This is a genomic window from Undibacterium sp. Di27W, assembly GCF_049340345.1.
Lineage (GTDB): Bacteria > Pseudomonadota > Gammaproteobacteria > Burkholderiales > Burkholderiaceae_D > Undibacterium.
On the sequence record NZ_JBMPOS010000003.1, the window covers coordinates 310,679 to 331,162 of the forward strand.

20 protein-coding genes are annotated in these 20,484 nt (G+C 49.8%); 14 read left to right on the forward strand and 6 right to left on the reverse strand.

Features of this window, described 5'->3' with window-relative positions:
- A complete protein-coding gene (locus ACO0LF_RS09145) occupies positions 1-396 on the reverse strand; it encodes a DUF779 domain-containing protein (protein ID WP_423013793.1) in 396 nt (131 codons plus the stop codon).
- 344 nt (positions 397-740) lie between these two features.
- Here ACO0LF_RS09145 and ACO0LF_RS09150 point away from each other — a divergent pair, with 344 nt between their 5' ends.
- The 5 genes from ACO0LF_RS09150 to ACO0LF_RS09170 are packed head-to-tail and all read left to right on the forward strand — an operon-like array spanning position 741 to position 5,146.
- The gene (locus ACO0LF_RS09150; protein WP_423013794.1) at positions 741-1,670 is read left to right on the forward strand and encodes a sterol desaturase family protein; all 930 of its coding nucleotides are present in this window, start codon (positions 741-743) and stop codon (positions 1,668-1,670) included.
- 18 nt (positions 1,671-1,688) lie between these two features.
- Entirely contained in the window at positions 1,689-2,096 is a 408-nt protein-coding gene (locus tag ACO0LF_RS09155; protein ID WP_423013795.1) for an SxtJ family membrane protein, read from the forward strand.
- Between the two features lie 7 nt (positions 2,097-2,103).
- A complete protein-coding gene (locus ACO0LF_RS09160) occupies positions 2,104-2,256 on the forward strand; it encodes a DUF5989 family protein (protein ID WP_423007515.1) in 153 nt (50 codons plus the stop codon).
- Between the two features lie 3 nt (positions 2,257-2,259).
- Complete coding sequence (locus tag ACO0LF_RS09165) at positions 2,260-4,095, forward strand: carbamoyltransferase (RefSeq protein ID WP_423013796.1); 1,836 nt, start codon at positions 2,260-2,262, stop codon at positions 4,093-4,095.
- Positions 4,082-5,146 (forward strand): hypothetical protein, encoded by a 1,065-nt coding sequence (locus tag ACO0LF_RS09170; protein ID WP_423013797.1) that lies wholly within the window; start codon positions 4,082-4,084, stop codon positions 5,144-5,146. Before ACO0LF_RS09165 ends, ACO0LF_RS09170 begins: the two co-directional genes overlap by 14 nt.
- Positions 5,147-5,233: 87 nt before the next feature.
- On the opposite strand, the gene adh is transcribed toward ACO0LF_RS09170, so the two are convergent.
- The 3 genes from adh to ACO0LF_RS09185 all read right to left on the reverse strand — a co-directional run bounded on the left by adh (position 5,234) and on the right by ACO0LF_RS09185 (position 10,770).
- Positions 5,234-6,754, reverse strand: a complete 1,521-nt coding sequence (adh, locus tag ACO0LF_RS09175) for an aldehyde dehydrogenase (protein WP_423013798.1) — start codon at positions 6,752-6,754, stop codon at positions 5,234-5,236.
- A 316-nt stretch (positions 6,755-7,070) separates the two neighbouring features.
- The gene (locus ACO0LF_RS09180; protein ID WP_423013799.1) at positions 7,071-9,419 is read right to left on the reverse strand and encodes a Tex family protein; all 2,349 of its coding nucleotides are present in this window, start codon (positions 9,417-9,419) and stop codon (positions 7,071-7,073) included.
- 217 nt (positions 9,420-9,636) lie between these two features.
- Positions 9,637-10,770: a hypothetical protein gene (locus tag ACO0LF_RS09185; protein ID WP_423013800.1), complete on the reverse strand. Its 1,134-nt coding sequence runs from the start codon at positions 10,768-10,770 to the stop codon at positions 9,637-9,639.
- Positions 10,771-10,945: 175 nt separating this feature from the next.
- Here ACO0LF_RS09185 and ACO0LF_RS09190 point away from each other — a divergent pair, with 175 nt between their 5' ends.
- A complete protein-coding gene (locus tag ACO0LF_RS09190) occupies positions 10,946-11,164 on the forward strand; it encodes a hypothetical protein (RefSeq protein ID WP_423013801.1) in 219 nt (72 codons plus the stop codon).
- 94 nt (positions 11,165-11,258) lie between these two features.
- Here the strand turns inward: ACO0LF_RS09190 and ACO0LF_RS09195 are convergent, their stop codons facing one another.
- Positions 11,259-12,428 carry a DUF3466 family protein gene (locus ACO0LF_RS09195; protein ID WP_423013802.1) on the reverse strand — a complete coding sequence of 390 codons (1,170 nt, stop codon included), beginning with the start codon at positions 12,426-12,428 and terminating at the stop codon, positions 11,259-11,261.
- 124 nt (positions 12,429-12,552) lie between these two features.
- Here ACO0LF_RS09195 and ACO0LF_RS09200 point away from each other — a divergent pair, with 124 nt between their 5' ends.
- Positions 12,553-12,753: a hypothetical protein gene (locus ACO0LF_RS09200; protein ID WP_423013803.1), complete on the forward strand. Its 201-nt coding sequence runs from the start codon at positions 12,553-12,555 to the stop codon at positions 12,751-12,753.
- A 38-nt stretch (positions 12,754-12,791) separates the two neighbouring features.
- On the opposite strand, the gene ACO0LF_RS09205 is transcribed toward ACO0LF_RS09200, so the two are convergent.
- Positions 12,792-13,922, reverse strand: coding sequence for a DUF3466 family protein (locus tag ACO0LF_RS09205; RefSeq protein ID WP_423013804.1), 1,131 nt, complete (start codon positions 13,920-13,922; stop codon positions 12,792-12,794).
- Positions 13,923-14,226: 304 nt separating this feature from the next.
- On the opposite strand from ACO0LF_RS09205, the gene ACO0LF_RS09210 reads away from it, so the two are divergent.
- The 7 genes from ACO0LF_RS09210 (at position 14,227) to ACO0LF_RS09240 (ending at position 20,452) form a co-directional block, all read left to right on the forward strand.
- Positions 14,227-15,372, forward strand: a complete 1,146-nt coding sequence (locus ACO0LF_RS09210; RefSeq protein ID WP_423013805.1) for a hypothetical protein — start codon at positions 14,227-14,229, stop codon at positions 15,370-15,372.
- Positions 15,373-15,407: 35 nt separating this feature from the next.
- Entirely contained in the window at positions 15,408-15,809 is a 402-nt protein-coding gene (locus tag ACO0LF_RS09215; protein ID WP_423013806.1) for a hypothetical protein, read from the forward strand.
- Positions 15,810-15,847: 38 nt separating this feature from the next.
- Complete coding sequence (locus ACO0LF_RS09220) at positions 15,848-16,792, forward strand: alpha/beta hydrolase (protein WP_423013807.1); 945 nt, start codon at positions 15,848-15,850, stop codon at positions 16,790-16,792.
- 213 nt (positions 16,793-17,005) lie between these two features.
- Positions 17,006-18,526, forward strand: coding sequence for a COG3014 family protein (locus ACO0LF_RS09225; protein ID WP_423013808.1), 1,521 nt, complete (start codon positions 17,006-17,008; stop codon positions 18,524-18,526).
- 14 nt (positions 18,527-18,540) lie between these two features.
- Positions 18,541-18,942 (forward strand): YcfL family protein, encoded by a 402-nt coding sequence (locus ACO0LF_RS09230; RefSeq protein WP_423013809.1) that lies wholly within the window; start codon positions 18,541-18,543, stop codon positions 18,940-18,942.
- A 40-nt stretch (positions 18,943-18,982) separates the two neighbouring features.
- Complete coding sequence (gene lpoB / locus ACO0LF_RS09235) at positions 18,983-19,597, forward strand: penicillin-binding protein activator LpoB (protein ID WP_423013810.1); 615 nt, start codon at positions 18,983-18,985, stop codon at positions 19,595-19,597.
- Positions 19,598-19,630: 33 nt separating this feature from the next.
- Entirely contained in the window at positions 19,631-20,452 is an 822-nt protein-coding gene (locus ACO0LF_RS09240; protein ID WP_423013811.1) for a hypothetical protein, read from the forward strand.
- Positions 20,453-20,484 lie beyond the last annotated feature (32 nt).

The window sequence follows — 20,484 nt, forward strand, 5'->3', positions numbered from 1 at the left end:
CTATTGTGGGTATTGCGGGCCGTGCAATACGGCACTGCCCAGCAAGTCATTTTCTTCATCCGTGAACAGGCGTGAGCGTGTCAAAAAGCGCCGGCCTGTGCCATTGTCCAGCGAAAACATACCACCCATGCCATTCACGACATCGATGATCAACTGCGTGTGTCGCCAGTATTCAAACTGCTCGCTACCCATGTAAAAAGGTGTACCAGCCAGATCACCGAGATAGACGTCGGCATCGCCTATGCCATATTCATCCCTGGCATAACACAGAGGTGAGCTGCCATCACAGCAACCGCCAGACTGGAAAAACAATAAGGGGCCGTATTTGGCCTGTAGCGTACTGATGAATTCCAGCGCTGCAGGGGTGGCTGTGACACGGGCAGGTGTATTGCTCATTTTACATTCCTCATGCAATAAGTAGGGAATAAAGACGCAGGGAATAAAGAAGTAGGGAATAACAAAAGACTTGCGCATGATCTGCCATGCACAAGTCATGCCATGGCCTGAATATAGCCGGAGGTCTACTTATCTGAAGTCTATGCCTTTTTTGCATGCCGGGCTTTTGTGAGCAGGCATTATTTCCAGTCAGACTCTACAGAAGTTCCAGACGGCCCGCTGCTATCCGGAATTGCTGCTTTGATGATTCATTGGTTTATGGCAAAATGCCCAATTTCGGCTGGTTTATGTTCCTTTTTGACTCATTCCTTGACTTCTTGCATCTGAAAGCAATTTTAGACTTTTTGCAACAAAGTCAGCAGGCGCATACGCCTTGGTATGAAGCATTTGGCTGGCTGGACATCGTCGCACAGCTTAATTTGCTGCTCCCCCCGCTGCTCCCCATCTTTTTGGTGATAGAAGTCGTCTTGCTGGTTTTACTCCAGAGCAAAAAACAAGTGTTTGGTATCGTCAAGGTACCAGCGATGATACATATCTTCAATCGCCTGCTGGGGCTCGTCATCAGCCTGGACATAGGCAGCTGGTGTATCAAGCTATTAAGTCCCTATGCTTTTTTCCAGCTCCCGCATACCTGGTGGGCCTTTGCCCTTGCCTTGTTGGTGTGGGAATTCAGTCATTTCATCTTCCACTACACCAGTCATAAAGTCAGGTTCCTGTGGTGTTTTCACGCCCCTCATCATGCCCCTGAGCATATGAGCCTGATACTGATTTACTCCAATACCCTGGTGCAGGGCATGTATGCACAGCTGGTCAGGGTATCCATAGGTACACTGCTGGGCCTGGACATCCATTTGCTGCTGTTTTGCATGGCGATCGATTTTTCCTGGGGTGGCCTGATCCATGTGGAAGAACGTTTGTGGAAATCCGGCAAGACAGGCTGGCGTCTTCTCGACACCCTGTTCCTGATGCCTGTGCATCACCGCATACATCATTCCAGTGATGCAGAATTTATCGATACCAATTATTGCAATACCCTGCCTGTCTGGGATCGTGTGTTTGGCACCTATAGAGACGTGCCGGACGGAACCAAGATAAACTACGGTCTGGTCAGGCCCGTCAATTCCACCAGTTTCCTTGATGCGCATTTTGGTGACCTGTATTTACTGGCCAGGGATATGTGGCAGGCCGACAATTGGCAGGATCGTATCCTGTATCCCTTCATGCCACCTGGCTGGAGCCCCAGGAACAATGCGGCATCCCTGGCCAAGACTTGAATCTCAGTGAAAGAGAAAATGGACAATAATCAACCTGGCAGCTTGCCATCAGAGCGAAGTTTCGGGATGCTGTTTACGGCTGTCTTGCTGGCGCTGGCTATCTATGGCTATTTCCATGCATGGAAGCAGGCAGCCCTGATCTCTTGCGTAGCGGGTAGTGCCTTGTTTGCGATGTTTACCCTGGTCGCACCTGGCAAGCTGGCTCCTTTGAACAAGGCCTGGTATTGGCTGGGGCAAACCATGGGACGCATCATCAACCCGCTATTCCTGGGCCTGATCTTCTTTGTCTTGCTGACTCCCATCGCTATCGTCATGCGCCTGTTCAAGCGCGATGAGTTGCGCATGCGGTCAGACAAACGTAGCAGCTACTGGATAGTGCGTGACCCGTCTGGTCCGGCATCTGACTCATTTAAAAATCAATTTTGAGGTTTGCGTGATTTCCTTTCTTAAAGAAATGCTGGCTTTCTTGCGCATGCGCAAAAAACTATGGCTGGCCCCCATTATTATCGTTTGCGTGTTGATAGGGGTTCTGCTGATTTTTGCTCAGGGATCTGTCATCGCTCCATTCATCTATACACTGTTTTAATTAATGAATATCCTTGGCATATCTGCGTATTACCATGATGCTGCTGCCTGTCTGGTTATGTCTGGCGAGATCGTTGCCGCAGGCCAGGAAGAGCGTTTTAACCGCAAAAAGCATTGCGCAAGTTTTCCGGTGCAGGCGATCAAGTATTGTTTGAGTCAGGCAAATCTACAGATCAGCGATATCGATTATGTGGTCTTCTATGACAAGCCTTTTCTTAAATTTGAACGCTTGTTTGAAACCTATCTGGCGTTCGCACCGCGCGGCTTCCAAAGCTTTTTGACCTCGCTGCCAGTCTGGTTGAAGGACAAGCTTTTCCAGAAGAAGATGATCATAGATGAACTCTCTGAACATCTGGGCAAGGAGGTCGACTGGGCGGCCAAGCTCTTGTTTTCCGAGCACCATCTCAGCCATGCTGCGTCGGCTTTTTTTCCTTCGCCGTTTGAAGAAGCAGCGGTACTGACCATGGATGGTGTGGGTGAATGGACGACCACCTCCCTGGCCATAGGCAAGGGCAATCAGTTGCAAGTCCATAAAGAAATCAAATTCCCGCATTCCCTGGGTTTATTGTATTCAGCCTTCACTTACTACACAGGTTTTAAAGTCAACTCGGGTGAATACAAGGTCATGGGCCTGGCACCTTATGGCGAACCCAAATATGTAGATTTAATTAAAGAACATTTGATAGAGATCAGGGACGACGGCTCCTTCCATCTCAATATGGATTACTTTAGTTATTGCACAGACTTGCGCATGACTAACAAAAAGTTCGACCAGCTTTTTGGTGGCCCACCCAGAAAAGAAGGCGATGCACTGACGCAAAGAGAGATGGACCTGGCGGCCTCAGTCCAGGCCATTACCGAAGAAGTCGTCATCAAGCTCGCGCAAGGCATACGCAAAGAAACCGGTTTGAAAAACTTATGTCTGGCTGGCGGCGTTGCCCTGAATTGCGTCGCCAATGGCAAGTTGCTGGGTTTGAAGGTATTTGATCATATCTGGGTGCAGCCTGCTTCTGGCGACTCTGGTGGCGCCATCGGTGCGGCCCTGGCAGTCTCGCATATGATGTTGCAGCAAGAGAGAAAAGTCGCCGCTACGGATGGCATGAAGGGCGCTTATCTCGGTCCTGAATATACCAGCGAAGATACGGTCAATCGCCTCAGCAAGGCAGGTGCCGTGTTTGATTTGTTAAGCGACGATGAATTATTTGAAGTCACGGCGCAAGCGCTGGCGGATGGCAAGGCCGTGGGCTGGCACCAGGGGCGCATGGAATTTGGCCCCAGGGCCTTGGGTGGCCGTTCCATCATTGCTGACCCACGCTCACCGACCGTACAAAAGCAACTCAACCTGAAAGTCAAATACCGCGAATCATTCCGCCCGTTTGCGCCCAGTGTCCTGAGTGAAGATGTGAGTGATTGGTTCCAGATAGACGCCGACAGCCCGTATATGCTGATGGTGGCAGAAGTCGCCAAGGACAAGCAGCTCGTCATGCCTGAAAGTGCAAAATCACTGTTCGGCATAGATAAGCTGAATGTGCCCAGATCAGAAATCCCGGCGGTGACCCACGTCGATTATTCTGCGCGCATACAAACCGTGCACCAGGAAACCAACCCGCGTTACCATAGACTGATTTCGGCATTCAAGGCAAAAACTGGCTGCCCGGTACTGGTGAATACGTCATTCAATGTGCGTGGAGAACCGATAGTCTGCACGCCAGAAGATGCCTTCCATTGTTTCATGGGGACAGAGATAGAGGTACTGGTCGTGGGTAACTGCGTACTGAAGAAAGAGCTGCAAAATCCAGCCTTATTGCTAGACTATAAAGGTAAGTATGAGCTGGATTAAGTCAATTTTTCTTACATTGCTGCTGACTGTTTCCCTGTTTGAAGTGCTGGGTATTTTTATCAAACCCAGTGAGTATTTCTGGAATAACCGCCAGTTATTCCTGAGTAAAAACTCTACCCGCACCATAGGTGATGAAGGTCTGTGGACTTATCAGCCCAACTCCAAAGTCATCAGTGCGGCCACCTACCACTTTTCCCCGGGCATCAACTGGCTGGAATACAAATGCACTTTTGAAACCAATCACTTTGGCCTGGTCGATACCAATGTCAAGGCAGGTGACAAAATAGATTTGCTGGTGCTGGGTGATTCCTTCACTGAAGGCCAAGGCGGCTGCCCCTGGCTCAGCAAGGATAAATTACAGCAGGCAAATGTCACGACCAAGATCGTCAATGGCGGCTTGCAAGGCATGGGCATACAAAGCTTCAAGTACTTGTCTGACTGGCTGGAAACCCAGACCGAGATCAAGAATGTCATGGTGATCGCCATCAGCAATGACTTCAAGCGTCGTCCCATCCCCACATTCTGGAAAGCATCCGAGCCATGCATGGATCATGGCAATTGCAATTTGCGTACAGACTATTGGTGGCCGGTAGATGAGACGAGCACTGATGCTGACATCGTAAAGCTGGGTGCTGACAGATTCAATGTCAACGACAGGTTGACCAGACAGGATATATCCGAGAGCCTCAGGTACTTTTCATTTTCCTATAATGTCATCTCGAAGTATGCAGGCTTCTTAAAAAAACCGAATGCAGCACTTGTTGATGAACAGGAACTTTTTGATCTTAATTTCAAGGCCCTGGGGGCCTTGAAACAGAAATATCCCCAATTAAAACTCATACTGCTGACCCAGCGCGATGAAACGGGTTTGTTTGGCCGCAAGAATGCCGATAGCATTTATGTCGAAGACAGGCTGAAACGCCAGCAAGTCAATTATACGACTTGCCCGCTGGCGATATCTGATTTCATGAGGATAGATGGTCACCCGAATGAGCAAGGGTATAAAAAGATTTCTGCATGTTTTTTTGCACAGTACCAACAGAAATCCTGAGGCTGGTGTCGGCATAAAAAAGAAAGGCGGCTCGCGGGCCGCCTTCTTCACATCTGACTGGACATCTGACTGAGCATCTGATCGAGATTAAAAGAAACCCATGGCATTCGGGTTATAGCTGACCAGCAAGTTCTTGGTTTGCTGATAGTGATCCAGCATCATCTTGTGGTTTTCACGGCCTATGCCGGATTGCTTGTAGCCCCCAAATGCCGCATGGGCAGGGTAGAGGTGGTAGCAATTGGTCCAGACACGGCCCGCTTCTATGGCACGACCAATGCGGAAGGCGCGGGAGCCGTCGCGTGTCCACAAGCCAGCGCCCAAGCCATACAGGGTATCGTTGGCGATCGCTATCGCTTCTTCTTCATCCTTGAAGGTCGTGACCGATACTACAGGGCCAAAAATTTCTTCCTGGAAGATACGCATCTTGTTGTGCCCCTGGAAGATGGTAGGCTTGATGTAATAGCCCTGGGCCAGCTCACCTTCCAATACATTCCTTTCGCCGCCTATCAAAAGTTGCGCACCCTCCTGTTTGCCTATGTCCAGATAAGACAGGATTTTTTCCAGTTGTTCCTGCGAAGCCTGCGCACCTATCATGGTGGCGCTGTCAAAAGGATTGCCCTGTTTGATGGCGGCAACACGCTTGATAGCCCTGGCCATGAACTGGTCGTAGATGGATTCCTGTATCAGCACGCGTGAAGGGCAGGTGCAGACTTCACCCTGGTTCAGCGCGAACATGGCAAAGCCTTCCAGGCATTTATCGAAGAAGGCATCATCTTTTTCCATGACATCGGCAAAGAAGATATTCGGTGATTTGCCACCCAGTTCCAGAGTCACAGGGATCAGGTTTTGCGAAGCATATTGCATGATCAGACGGCCAGTGCCGGTTTCACCGGTAAAGGCTATTTTGGCGATGCGCTTGCTCGATGCCAGTGGTTTGCCCGCCTCCAGGCCAAAACCATTGACGACATTGAAGACACCAGGCGGTAACAGGTCCTTGATCAAATCAACCAGTACCATGATGGAGGCGGGTGTCTGTTCTGCCGGTTTCATGACGATGCAATTACCTGCGGCCAGGGCGGGAGCCATTTTCCAGACCGCCATCAGGATAGGGAAATTCCAGGGGATGATCTGGCCGACCACGCCCAGTGGCTCATGGAAGTGATAGGCATAGGTCTGGTCATCGATCTGGGAAACTGAACCTTCCTGCGCACGTATGCAGCCAGCAAAATAACGGAAGTGATCGATAGCCAGCGGAATATCTGCGGCCATGGTTTCGCGTATGGGTTTGCCATTGTCCAGGGTCTCTGCTGTCGCCAGCAGGCTCAGGTTGGCTTCCATGCGGTCAGCGATCTTGTTGAGTATGTTGGCGCGTTCTGCTGGCGAGGTCTTGCCCCAGGCTACTTTTGCGGCATGGGCAGCATCCAGTGCCAGTTCCACATCTTCCGCCGTTGAACGTGCGATTTCGCAGAAGGCCTGGCCAATCACGGGACTGATGTTCTCGAAATATTCGCCTTTGACAGGTTCTACAAATTTTCCGCCTATATAGTTGTTATAACGTTTGGCGTAAGGATTGCTGATGCCCAGTTTGCTGATGTCGGCCAGGTTCATGATGATGGTCTCCGTTATTTATTAGTTGGTGCGCATGGGATGCGACACGGAGCTAATAAGGCAAACGGCGTGCCATGTTTGAAATATTTTCCTGAAGGGAAATATAAGGGATGCAGATGAGAGATGGGGAAGATACAGAAGCGGTGGTACTGCTGACGCTGGTGATGGATTTGCTGAAAAGCGAGAAAAATAAAAAATTCAGGTGTCACATTATTTCGCAACACTGATCAGACTGTCACAATTTGGGACAGTCTGATCAGCAACTTTATTACTTGCTTATTGCTTAGTTATTACTTACTTATTGCTTATTTCTTACTTATCCACGCAATTTCGCAAACGCTGCTGCCATGGCATTACCAGCAGGTGCCGGCGCCTGGGCTTGTGAGCGGTGTTGATTGAGGCGTTTGGCATCATTGCGGTCGCCACGCTGTTCTGGCTTGCTGCCAGCTACCGGCGCAGCGTCCGTCAGGCGCATGGTCAGGGCGATACGCTGGCGTTTGACATCAACTTCCAGCACTTTCACCTTGACGACCTGGCCAGCCTTGACGACGGTATGTGGGTCCTTGACGAAGGTGTTGGACAAGGCAGAGATATGTACCAGCCCATCCTGATGCACACCTATATCAACGAAAGCGCCAAAGGCGGCAACGTTGGTGACTACGCCTTCCAAAATCATGTCAGGGCGCAAGTCCTTGATTTCTTCTACACCATCCTTGAAGGTCGCTGTAGTGAATTCTGGACGGGGGTCACGGCCTGGTTTTTCCAGTTCACCGATGATGTCGGTAATGGTCGGCACACCAAATTTTTCATCGGCGTATTTGGCTGGGTTCAGGGATTTCAACAAACCAGAATCACCGATGACGCCCTTCACATCCTTCTTGATATCAGCCAGGATTTTTTCTACCAGCGGATAAGATTCAGGGTGGACTGCGGATGCATCGAGCGGGTTTGTGCCATTCATGATGCGCAGGAAACCAGCTGCCTGCTCGAAAGTCTTGTCGCCCAGACGCGGTACTGCACGCAGGTCTGAACGCGAATTAAACATGCCCTTGGCATCGCGGAAATTAACGATGCTTTGCGCTACACTGGACGACAGGCCAGATACACGTGCCAGCAAAGGTGCAGAAGCGGTATTCACATCGACACCAACAGCATTCACGCAATCTTCAACCACGGCATCGAGTGAGCGCGCCAGTTGTGACTGGCTGACATCATGCTGGTACTGACCTACGCCTATGGATTTAGGATCAATCTTCACCAGCTCAGCCAGCGGGTCTTGCAGGCGGCGTGCGATCGATACCGCACCGCGGATGGAGACATCCAGGTCAGGCAATTCTTTGGAAGCAAATTCAGAAGCAGAATACACCGATGCGCCAGCTTCAGAAACGACGATCTTGGTCAGCTTGAGTTCAGGCTTGAGCTTGATCAAATCGCCTGCCAGCTTGTCGGTTTCGCGCGAAGCCGTGCCGTTGCCGATAGAGATCAGCGAGACATTATGCTTGGCCGCCAGTTGGGCCAATACATGCAGGGAACCATCCCAGTCATTGCGGGGCTGATGCGGGTAAATGGTCGCATATTCAACCACCTTGCCAGTTGCATCCACGATCGCTACCTTGACGCCGGTACGCAGACCAGGATCAAGACCCATGGTGGCGCGTGGACCAGCGGGGGCGGCCAGCAGCAGGGCTTTCAGGTTACGGGCAAAAACATTGATGGCTTCGACTTCTGCGGTTTCGCGCAGCTTGCCCATCAACTCAGTATCGAGATGCATGAAAACTTTGACGCGCCAGGCCCAGCGCACAGTATCCACCAGCCATTTGTCGGCAGGGCGGTCTTTCTGGCTGACGCCAAAGCGGGCAGCGATGCGGCTTTCGCAGGGGTTCAGCGGCGCATCCCATTTTGGTTTTTCTTCTTCACTGTCGAGACGCAGGGTCACGGTCAGCATTTCTTCACGGCGGCCACGGAACAGGGCCAGGGCGCGGTGGGAAGGGATAGTGCCCAGGGTTTCTGAATAGTCGAAATAATCGGCAAATTTTTCACCGGCTTCTTCTTTGCCAGCAACGACCTTGGATTCTACGATGCCGTGGTCATTCAGGTATTCACGCAGGGCTTGCAACAGGGTCGCATCTTCGGCAAAGCGTTCCATCAGGATCTGGCGCGCACCATCGAGGGCGGCTTTCGCATCTGCCACACCTGGGTTGTCGCCATTGTCAGTGGTGAAGGCTGGTTTCAGGTAATTCGCAGCTTCGGTATCCGGGTTCAGCATGGGGTCGGCCAGCAAGGCATCGGCCAGCGGCAGCAAACCTGCTTCAACGGCGATCTGGGCCTTGGTACGGCGCTTGGGTTTGTACGGCAGGTACAAATCTTCCAGACGGGTCTTGTCTTCGGCATGGGTGATGGCGTCCAGCAGTACTGGGGTCATCTTGCCCTGTTCATCTATCGAGGCGATGATGGCGGCGCGGCGGTCTTCCAGTTCGCGCAGGTAGCGCAGGCGCTCTTCCAGTAGGCGCAACTGTATATCATCCAGGCCACCAGTGACTTCTTTACGGTAACGGGCGATAAACGGGACGGTTGCACCTTCGTCCAGCAAGGCAACAGCAGCGGCAACCTGAACCGGCTTGGCAGCCAGCTCTACGGCGAGTCTTTGTTCAATCGAAGGCAACATAAATCCAGAATCCAGACAATAAAAAAAGCAATCAAGGCGCAGATGATACGCAATTTGCGGCTTTGCGCCAGTCTTGACAGCGAAGGCAGACTAGGCTTAGTGGAGGGGAATTTTGATTTGTACCCTGCTCAAATGAGAGGCTCAGAGTAAAAAAAAGAAAACCACCTCCATGAATCGAAGGCGGTTTTCTTGTCAATATATTATTGAAGTCGCTAATTTAATACATGCCAGACCATATATCTGCACTTGCCTCATGCTGGACCTCAGTTGCAGCGGCAACTACTGTTGCCTGTACTGGTGCAGCGCCTTGCAATCCTGTAATACCTTGCGCAGTCAGTAAAAAGGCATGAGAGTCATAAGTGTTGATATTCCTGGCCATACCCACTATCCAGCCCTGCTCATTGATATCGGTGGCATTCGTCAGCCTCCAGCCAGCATCGCGCTGGGACTGGTCAAGGTATTGATTCAAGTCTATAGGGGCGCTATCCAGCGTATTCCACAGCAAGGCATTGAATTGGCCATTGGCGGCAATTTCTGAACCGACTACCTGATTCTTGTTATTGATGGCGCTGGCATAGCAATAAGATCCAGCAGAACTTTGCATTGCTATTTCTTTTTGATTGATCCACAAGGTAGGGTGAGCATCCATTTCATCGTCAAATATACTCCCTGCAATCACGCCATTATCATTGATACTGCTAGCTGTGCCGTGATGTGCAGGAGATAAGTTGATAATTTTACCATCTTTCCACATGACTGGATGTATGTAGTCTTCCGCTGCTGCGCCTGAAGCACGGCCTACCACCACACCACTATTATTGATGGCAAGTGCCTCACTGTCCTTGCCACCCAGCGTGCCCAGATCGATGACACCTGTGTCAGTCCACATGGAAGCATGGTGATCTTGCCACGTATCGCCGGTAAAACTTTCACCCACAATGACGCCCTGTTCATTAATCGCCTTGGCAATGCTCTTGTACTGACCATTGCTGAGAGATGCCAGATAATGCGCCTCACCATTTTTCCAGGTAGTAGCTATGATCTGGGAATGGCCATCGACGTCCATTACTGAGGAGCCAACGACAATAGCCTGGTCGTTAATGCCGTAGGCATGGCTGTTGACATCTGAGAGCAGCGTGGTTTTTGGGACGTAATAGGAATTATCCCAAATCACGGCATAGGTAGTTTGCGTGATTGAATGGCGAGCGCCAGCCCCTTCATTTTTTGTATCGCTGCCTATCATCTGGCCTGAGTTATTGATGGCACTGACATAGCTATAGTCGCCGCCGAAAGTGCTCAGATCTGCAAAGACATACGAAGGATTGTAAAAACCAACTGTGTTTAAGGCCATGCAACAGACTCCAAAATGTTAATTTGATTAATGTGAAATTTTTATTAACGATGTATGAAAAAACTCGCGTGCCACCGGAACTAGCCCGACAGCCGAGTTTGATTCAGCTTCATTGCTTCCATGGTCAGTTGAGAGAATAGGTAGTTCAATTCTCAAATAACTGATGACTTTGACAATGTTATCACTAATTTTGTTCTCACTTTTTCAACATTATTTTTTGCCTGAAGATGTTCATGGGTGGGCAAACCGGCTTTCCCAAAATTTGCAAGCAAGCTTCCATCATCCTTGTGATTGTTCTCAAGCTGTTTCAGCCAAGGAAGTCGAAGATAGTGAATTAAACAAAGAGGCAGACTTGCTGACCATGGCGTGCAAGGTCAGCTTGGGGGCATTCTGATTTGTGCCGTGCTGAACCCGGGAATCTCAGCTTAAAAAAAACTGCTCCAGGATTGAGAGCAGTTTTTTGCTTTAATTGCATGATAATTGCTAAGTTAATACATACCTGACCAGATGTCAGCGCTTGCCACATGCGCGGCAGCGGCAGTAGTAGCAACAGTAACAGTGGCAGTGGCAGCAACTACTTGTGCTGGCTGTGCGGGCGCAGCATCTGTCAATCCCGTGACACCTTGAACAGTTAATAGAAAGGCATGGGATTCGTAAGTTTTAGGATTCCATGCGGTACCGATGATCCAGCCCTGATCATTAATGTCCGAGGCATCAACGAGCAGCCACCCAGCTTCAAGCTGGGACTGGTCCAGATACTGATTTAAATCGATGGGTGCGCTATCAGGCGTATTCCAGAGCAAGGCATGTTGCTGGCTAAAGCCCCGCATTTCTGAACCGACTACCTGATTCTTGTTATTGATGGCGCTGGCGTAGGAAGAGGAATCTACGCTGCTTTGCAGAGTGATTTCTTTTTGATTCATCCATAGCGTAGCGTGACTATGCATCTCATCATCAAGTACCGAGCCAACCACCAGGTCATTGTCGTTGATGCTGCTCGCTGCACCATAATGCTCGGGTGACAAATTGATGATTTTGCCTTCTTTCCATATGACAGGGTGGATGGCTTCTATCCCGAAAACATCATCCCATTTTGTGCTTGAAGCACAACCGGCCACCACGCCCTTATTATTGATGGCGGATGCACTACTACACCTGCCACCCAAAGTACCCAGGTCAATGACGCCAGTATCAGTCCAAAGCGAGGCATGTTGGCCTTCCCATGTATCGCTGGTAAAGCTGTCGCCAACAATCAGGCCTTGATCATTGATGGCCTTGGCAATGCTCTTGTATTGACCGTTACTTAAAGATGCCAGATAACTGGCTTCTCCATCTCGCCAGACAGTTGCTGTGATTTGGCTATTGCCACCAATGTCCTTGAGTGAAGAGCCAACGATGCTGGAGAAATTATTTATTCCATAAGCATTGCTATCATGATCTGCCAGCAGAGTGGTTTTAGGCACATAGTAAGAGTTGTCCCAAATGGCCGCGTAGCCAGGTGTAAAACCGAATTTGTTGCCTGGTTCATTCCTGGTATCGCTGCCCACCATCAGGCCAGCATCATTGATGGCATAGGCATGACTGGTGTGACCACCGAAAGTGCCCATATCTGCAAAGATAAAGGAAGAATTTCGAAAACTGAATTCATTCGAGGACATACAACCGACTCCAAAATATTATTTTTGAAAATAAAAATTTCCTATCAATGATGTGCAGATGCCTGGCCTGTCCGGCACAGCCTGATAGACAATTGTTGTTAAGCTTCACCGCTTAAGAGGCAGGATGCAGTCCGATACTCAAATAGCGAATGACTTCGCCAATGTTAGCATTAAATTTGTTTTTATTTATGCAACATTATTTTTTCCGTTTACATCGGATAGTGCGATTAACCGGACAGTAAAGACAGGACTGGGAGAGTTTGTTTCAGATTGGAAAACCGAAGGTGAGGGGCACTGGGATAAAAAGAGAACTGCCCATGAATAGTGAGCAGTTCTCTTGTTTTGCGTATGGAAATTGCTGACTTAGTAAATGCCCGACCAGATGTCTGCACTTGCTGCATGCGCAGCAGGAGCGGTAGCGGCCAGCACATGCGCTGCCTGTACTGGCGCGGCCCCTGGCAATTCTGTAACACCATCAGCGCTCAGTACAAAGGCATGGGTTTCGTAAGTTTTGCTATTGGATGCACTACCGATTATCCATCCCTGATCATTAATGCCTGAGGCACTGATAAGCTGCCAGCCTGCATCAAGCTGAGACTGGTCAAGATACTGATTTAAATCTACCGGTGCGCTATTGGCCGTATTCCAGAGCAGGGCGTGCTGGTGACCGTCATTGCTTGTTTCTGTACCGACGATCTGGTTCTGGTTATTAATGGCGCTTGCATAAGAAGAAGATCCTGCACTAGCTTGCAGCGTGATTTCCTTTTGATTGATCCATAGCGTGGCATGAGAAATATGCTGGTCATCGTCGATGAACCCGGCTACCAGGCCATTGTCATTCACAGTGTTGGCGATACCGAAATGGTCAGGTGACAAGTCGATGATCTTGCCTTCTTTCCAGATAACCGGGTGTACATTGTTATCCGGTTTATCGGTGGAAGAGCAGCCTGCTACCAGGCCTGCATTATTGATGGCAAATGCTTCGCTGAACTTGCCGCCCAAAGTGCCCAGGTCAATCACACCCGTATCATTCCAGAGGGTGGCATGCGCGCCGTCAAATGAGGTACTGGAAAAACTTTCACCTACAATCACACCATGATCGTTAACCGCCCTGGCAATGCTCTCGTCCTGTGCATTGCTGACAGATGGCAGATAGCGTGTCTTGCCATCCTGCCAGGCAGTGGCTAGTATTTGCTGGTGGCCATTGATGTCTTCCTGTGAATAGCCAACAACAGTGGACAAATTATTTATCCCATAAGCATGGCTCTCCTGATCTGAGAGCAGCGTGGTTTTGGCTACCCAAAAAGAATTATCCCAAACGGTCGCATAGGTAGGCGCGAAAAGGGATTTGTTGCTGGTTTCATTTTTTGTGTCCTGACCTACCATCTGGCCATTGTTATTGATGGCAAAGGCAAAACTATAGTGGCCACCGAAAGTACCAAGATCTACAGAGGTAAAGGAAGGATTTTGAAAACTGACTACGTTTGACGGCATGTTACAGACTCCAAAGTGTTAATTTGATCAATATGAATTTTTTTATCAACGATGCTTGAAGAAACTTCCCAATCCAGCTGGCAAAACTAAAGGCCAGTTCGATTAAACTTTATTGCTAAGCAGTCAGGTGAGAGGATAATGAGTCCAATCCTTAAATAACTGATGACTTTGATAATATTATCATTAATTTGTTCATATTTTTTCAACATTATTTTTTTACCTCCAGATGACTATGCCCACCAAATTTGTTTTGCGGACAAGGACGCGGCTTGGATCCTTTATCCCTTTTGCCTCTGTCCTCCTGATGTCTGCCCTGAGTATGTCGCCTGTCTGGGCGGTGGAAGATTGTGAGCTCAACAAAGAGTCAGTCAATCCGGCCAATGGCAGTACGACGGCGGGCAAGACCGGTATCATGAAGTGCGTGGAAAGAGATACCGGCAAGCTGGTGCGTGAGCAGGAATTGCGGGCTGGTGTCTATGTGGGCGTAGTGCGTTATTTCAAAGACGGGGTATTGAGCAAGGAGTATCATGTCAATGAACAAGGTAATAGCCATGGACGCTCGCGTGAATTTGCACCCAATGGGCAAGTGCTAAGGGAAGAGAGCAATGTGAATGGCAACACCCGTGGCCAGGTGCGTGAATGGTATGCAAATGGGCTAGCCAAACGGATTGCCTTTATCGGCGAGAGCCCAAAAGAAAAAGCTGCCGTCAGGTATACGCCAGACAAACAATTGAGTGAACTTGAATGCGGCGACAAGCCCATGTTGGCACCGCATGCGAATGATGCGGTTTTATGCGGTTTCAACGGCAAGCCATCACAGGTGCAACTGTATTCCGACAGTGGCCGTTTACGCAGCCAGTTCACTATACTGGCGGGCGTCACGCAGCAAGCTACCTACTTCCATGACAATGGCAAGCCAGACACAGTAGAAGAAATCAGTGCCAGACAAAAAACGCGCAAGCAATATTCTGATAAAGGTGTCTTGCGTAAAGAAGTCGTCTGGAACACCACAGAAAAACCGATCGCACTTGAGCGCGAAGTTGACTATCACGAGAGTGGCTCAAAAGTACGCGAGCAAATTTTTGCCCTGACAGACAACGAAGGGCGCAGGCAAAACCGGCTGGTGTCGGACGCCAGTTTTTTCCTGAATGGTCAGCCCAGGCGCAGTGAGAAATTCACTATCGAAGGCAAGGAAGAGATCAAGGAAGTACGCAATTATTTTGATAACGGCAAGATGTCCAGCCTGGAGCGTTATGTTTATGAAGGCCGTTACCGTGAACGCCCAGTTGGTATACATCAGGGTTTTGCCGCCAATGGTACTTTGCTACGTGAATCTCACTATGATGAACGTGGTCGCATACAGCGTGAGCGCACCTGGGATGAAAGCGGCAAGCCAATGACGGATGATCTGGTTTATGAAGATGGCTCGCGCAAGGCCTATACAAAATGAAGACAAACTCAGTCTGAAGGCAGATAGAAAACATCGTGATAGACCCACCTGTAAGCGCCTATGTCGCCGGAATTCTTGCGGCTGTCTTGTTACTGTTCGTGATGCTGTTTCAATTCGCCCTGGCCTGCGGTGCTCCCTGGGGTAATCTGGCCATGGGCGGCAAGTATCCCGGCAAGCTGCCTGTACAACTGCGCATTGCTGCCCTGATGCAGTTGTGCTTGCTGGCCTGCACAGGGACTATCATGCTGGTCCGCGCGGGCATGTTCTTGCCAGATTATCTGGCATGGTCGCGTACGGCGATCTGGGCTGTCGTGGTTTTCATGTTGATTAGCAGTATCTTGAATCTACTCACTCCCAGCAAATGGGAACGCAGGATCTGGGCGCCGGTGGCCTTGCTATTGCTGGCTTGCAGTATCGTACTTGCCTGCTCCACATGATATTTCATTTGGCATCTCTCTTTATCTACTGCAGACATTTGCTGCTATTGCTTGTCCTGGCGTTTGGCACTTGCCTGCCTGAACCTGTGATGGCCGCCAGCCAGGATCGACAGCCTCCAGTCTATCTGCATGAATTTCAATTTATGGACGGCGGCAAGGCGATTTATTACCAGCTGGAAAAATATCCATGGCAGCAAGCGGATGTTGGCAAACCTGTGGTGAACCTGGTGTTTGTGCTGTCCGGTTCTGATTGCATCAGCATGGGACAGTTTTTGCCCCAGTATTTTGCTGGACTGGAAGCGGAATCCGGCCGTACGCAAATCCTCATCCTGCATAAGCGTCACATCTTGCCAGGGTCCAATGGCAAAGCCTGTGGTGATGCCTATACCCGCGCCGATCATCCATCCCGCTGGCAAACCGACCAGCTGGAATTCATGCGTGCGCAGCTGGCCGCACTGCAAAAGCAAGGACAAACACCGCAACGCCTGATCATGATGGGTATTTCTGAAGGGGCAGAGCTGGCACCCATACTGGCCAGGCAATTATCCGCCACCCATCTGGTCTTGCTATCCCATGCCGGTATGAATGCCCTGGACGTATATGCGGCGCTGGCGGCAAATAATCCCAGGATGAAATCTGCCTGGCAGCAATTGCAGGCTGGTTTGCAGCTGCAGCCAGCCGATCCTGATGCCAGCTTGCTGCATGGCCGCAGCTGGCGTTATTGGTCAGAAATAGCCAGCATCCCGCAAACCGCCAATTTGCTGGCACTGGACATCCCCATATTGCTGGGATTTGGCGATGCAGACCCTGTTATTCCAGATCAAGCCATTGCGCAATTGCGACAGCATTTCCAGGCCGCCGGAAAAATCATTGATGTGCGCCGTTTTCCTGGTGCCGGTCATAGTCTCAGTGCGGAAGAGAAAAACTATTTGCCTGATTTCATGCATCAGATCGATAATTGGCTGCTGGAAAGCAGGCCCTGAACTGGTTTTCTTGTTTTAAAGCAAACCATAGCTAATCAGTATTTTATTTCCACAATTCCATTACAACTAGTTACAAGAACTTCGATTTTGTAGCAGTTAATACCATGACAAAAATGCAAAGCCTTACTATACTGATTGGCTGTGTGTATGTATGGATAATTCCATGCCTGCGTTTTGCATTTCCTTTTACCTAGTCTACCCATAATGAAACCCATGCGCCTAGCTACCCTCTCTTACACGCCCCTTGTTGCTGCATTATTGCTGACGGGCTGTGTTACTACGCAAACTCATGACAGCAAGGTAGCTGCGTCGCTCTCAGTAGCGAAGACTGGCCAGATAGATGAGGCGATCAAACAGGTAGAAGCACAAACTCAGGGCAGTAATAAAGCCGATTTGTTGCTGAACCTGGAAAAAGGTGAATTGATGCGTATAGGCAAGCGTTACAAAGACAGCCTGGATGCCTTCGATGTAGCCGATACCAAGGTCAAGATCTGGGAAGAAACCGCTAAAACTTCACCACAAAAACTGATGGGCCAAATCGGCGCCACCATCATGGGTGATGCCAGCCGTGACTATGAAGGACAGGACTATGAAAAAGTCATGCTGACTACACGCATGGCCATGGACCGTCTCAATCTCGGTGACCTCGACACTGCCCGCGTTGATATCAAGCGTACCCATGAGCGTGAAGCTGTGATCGCTGAGTTCCGCTCCAAAGAGACGGCAGAAGCAGAAAAAGAAGCCAAGGACAAGGGCGTGGCTTCCACAGGCAAGGAATTGAACGGTTACCCGGTAGAAACCCTGAATGATCCTGAAGTACTGAAACTCAAAAACGGTTATCAGAATGCCCTCAGTCATTATCTGGCAGGTTTTGTCTATGAAGCCCTGAATGAGCCTGGCCTGGCTGCACCTGGTTATCGCAAGGCGATAGAATTGCGCCCTGATCTGCCAGTACTGGAAGATGGCTTGAAAGGCCTGGATCAACGTACCAGCTTCCGCCGTAAGAAAGGCGTGACTGACGTGTTGTTCGTTGTCGAGGCTGGTAATTCACCTGCACGTCAATCCAAGAAAATTGCTTTCCCCGTGCCTACAGGCCGCGGCCTGGTAACGGTTTCCTTCGCTTTCCCGGTTATTTATCCTGATCCAAATGCGCCTGTTCTGAATAGCATACGTGTGGGTGATCAGGTCTTGCCTACGGCCCTGGTGACAGACTTCAACGTCATGGCACGTAAGGCACTCAAAGATGAATTGCCTGGTATCTATACTCGTGCAGCAGTACGTGCAGTGACCAAAGCGCTGGTGCAAGATCAGGTCAACAAAAAATTCGGCGCTCTGGCTGGCCTGGCGGCAAACGTGGCAGTGGCAGCGACAGAAAGTCCGGCAGATGACCGTATGTGGCGCAGTTTGCCAGACCGTGTTTTCGTTGCCCGTGCATTCTTGCCACCAGGTGACTATAACGTAAATTTTGGCAATGGGGGCGAAACTACCAAGGTCACGGTAGATGGCCGTTACATGGTGGTGCCAGTACGCATTTATCAAAACAAGACTTACATGGGTGACATGGCCAAGTTCGGTAGCGTGACACCTGTGGCACAATTACAGGCTGACCCAGAACCTGCAGCAGAGGCGCCAAAAACCAAGGGCAAGCCAGCTGCCAAGGCAAAAACGGTCACAAAAACGACAGCAACAAGTACTACCAGCAGCACCAGCACTACCAGCACTAAATCCAACTGATACGTAGAGGGTATATGAAACAGATTTCCAAACAATTTGCCGCATGCGCAGCCCTGGTTGCCGCTTGTTTTGCAGTTCCAGCCATGGCTGATCCTATACCTAATGCTTCTTCTCCAGGTATTGCCGCCAAATTGATTGTGCGCGGCACTCTGGAAGGCGTACAAGTGACGGATCTGCGTTCACAGCGTAAAAACGATGTCCTGGTAGTACAGGCCGAGATGGTCAATCTGACCAACCGTGATGTACAGGTCTACTATCGTTTCCGCTGGACCGATGCTGCTGGCATGCAAGTCGGTGATGGCGAAGTTTGGAAACCATTGAAGATTTTGGGCCAGCAAAGCCAGTTCATCAAAGGCACGGCCTATGGTCCGCAAGCAAACGACTTCAAAATCGAGATGAGTGCAGAGCCACGCTAATCACTAACAACAGTAATAAGATTATTTTTACGGAGTACATATGAAACGCATTTCCTCACTGTCCAAAAGCTGCGCCCTGGTGGTATTGCTTGGCCTCTCACTCAGCGCTTGCCAGACCAAACTGTCACAGCCTACCGTCAGCCTGGCACGCCAGACTTCCTATGGCGATACCAAGGCAGTTGAAACAGTCACCAATGAATTTGGTTCTACCGATCTGCAAATGATTGCAGAAAAAATGGTCGGTTCCCTGCTGGAAGATCCAGTATTGGCAAATCGCCCGACCATGACTTTGACTGGTGTACGCAACAAGACCAGTGAATACATCGATACCAAATCCATCATGAATACCATCCAGACTGCACTGGTGAAGAGCCGCAAGGTAAAGTTCACCCGCAGCGCCGATGAAATGCAAACAGGCGTCGATGAATTGCAACGCCAAAACCAGAGCGGTCTGTACAAGGCGCAGGGCAAGGCCAAGGTTGGCAATATGAGTGCTGCCAAATATTCCCTGGAAGGCGAGATCGTTTCCATCGTCAAGCAAAGTGCCAATACCAAGGACGTGTTCTACAAAATGACCTTGAAATTGTATGACATTGAAGATGGCTCCATCGAATGGCAAGACGAAAAAGAAATTCGTAAAACTTCCAAACGCTAATCTCAGCCGCTCATCTTTTAAAGAGGCAATACGATGTTGAATCTCAAAAAACTGATGGCAGGCTTGTTCTGCTCTGCTGCGGCATTCAGTGCCTATGCAGCTGAACCAAGAATTGCCGTGACTGACCTGACTTATGAAGAAAAAGTCAGCGAATATTTCCACGTGGTGTCTGCTTCCAGCAAGAGCAGTGTCAAAGGCAGTTATAGCGAGCGCGAAACTGATCGCAGCTATTCCCAGCGTGGCAATATCAACGCCAAAAGCGAAAGCAATTACTACGAAGCCGAGGGTTTTTATACCTATATCGATCGTGGTGAATTGAAAACTTATACTGCTGACCTCAAGGGTGCTCTGATCAAAGGTGGTGGTGTTAGCTTGGTGCAGGCGCGTCCTTATGTGGGCAAGCCTATGGAAAAAATTTACGACATCATCGGTCGTATCAAACAGGGTATGTACCCTGGTGCTGACTATGTCTTGTTTGGCACTGTCAGCAATATCCAGTTCCGCCAGGAAAGCAACCAACTCCAATACGGTAATTCCATGACAGCCAGCCTGTCGCTGGACCTGGTGGCTGACTTTAGTCTGATCAATACCAAGACTTATGAAATCAAGGCGGCTTTCAGCGCTAGCGGTTCTGGTGTTGATACCAAGATCATCAGCCGTGCCGGTGATCGCGTCGTCTTCAATCGCGGCAAGGTCATGCAAGAGACTTCACGCAGCCTGGCAGATGCCGCCTATGATGAAATCCTGGTCCAGTTTGGCGCACCACGCGGTGCCAACCGTGGTCAGTATCGCGGGCAAAATGGCCAGCCTGTAGTGCCAGTACAAAATACTGAACCAGTGACTGTCTATAAGTAATAGCTAGTCAGTATTGATTTCAGTTAAAAAGC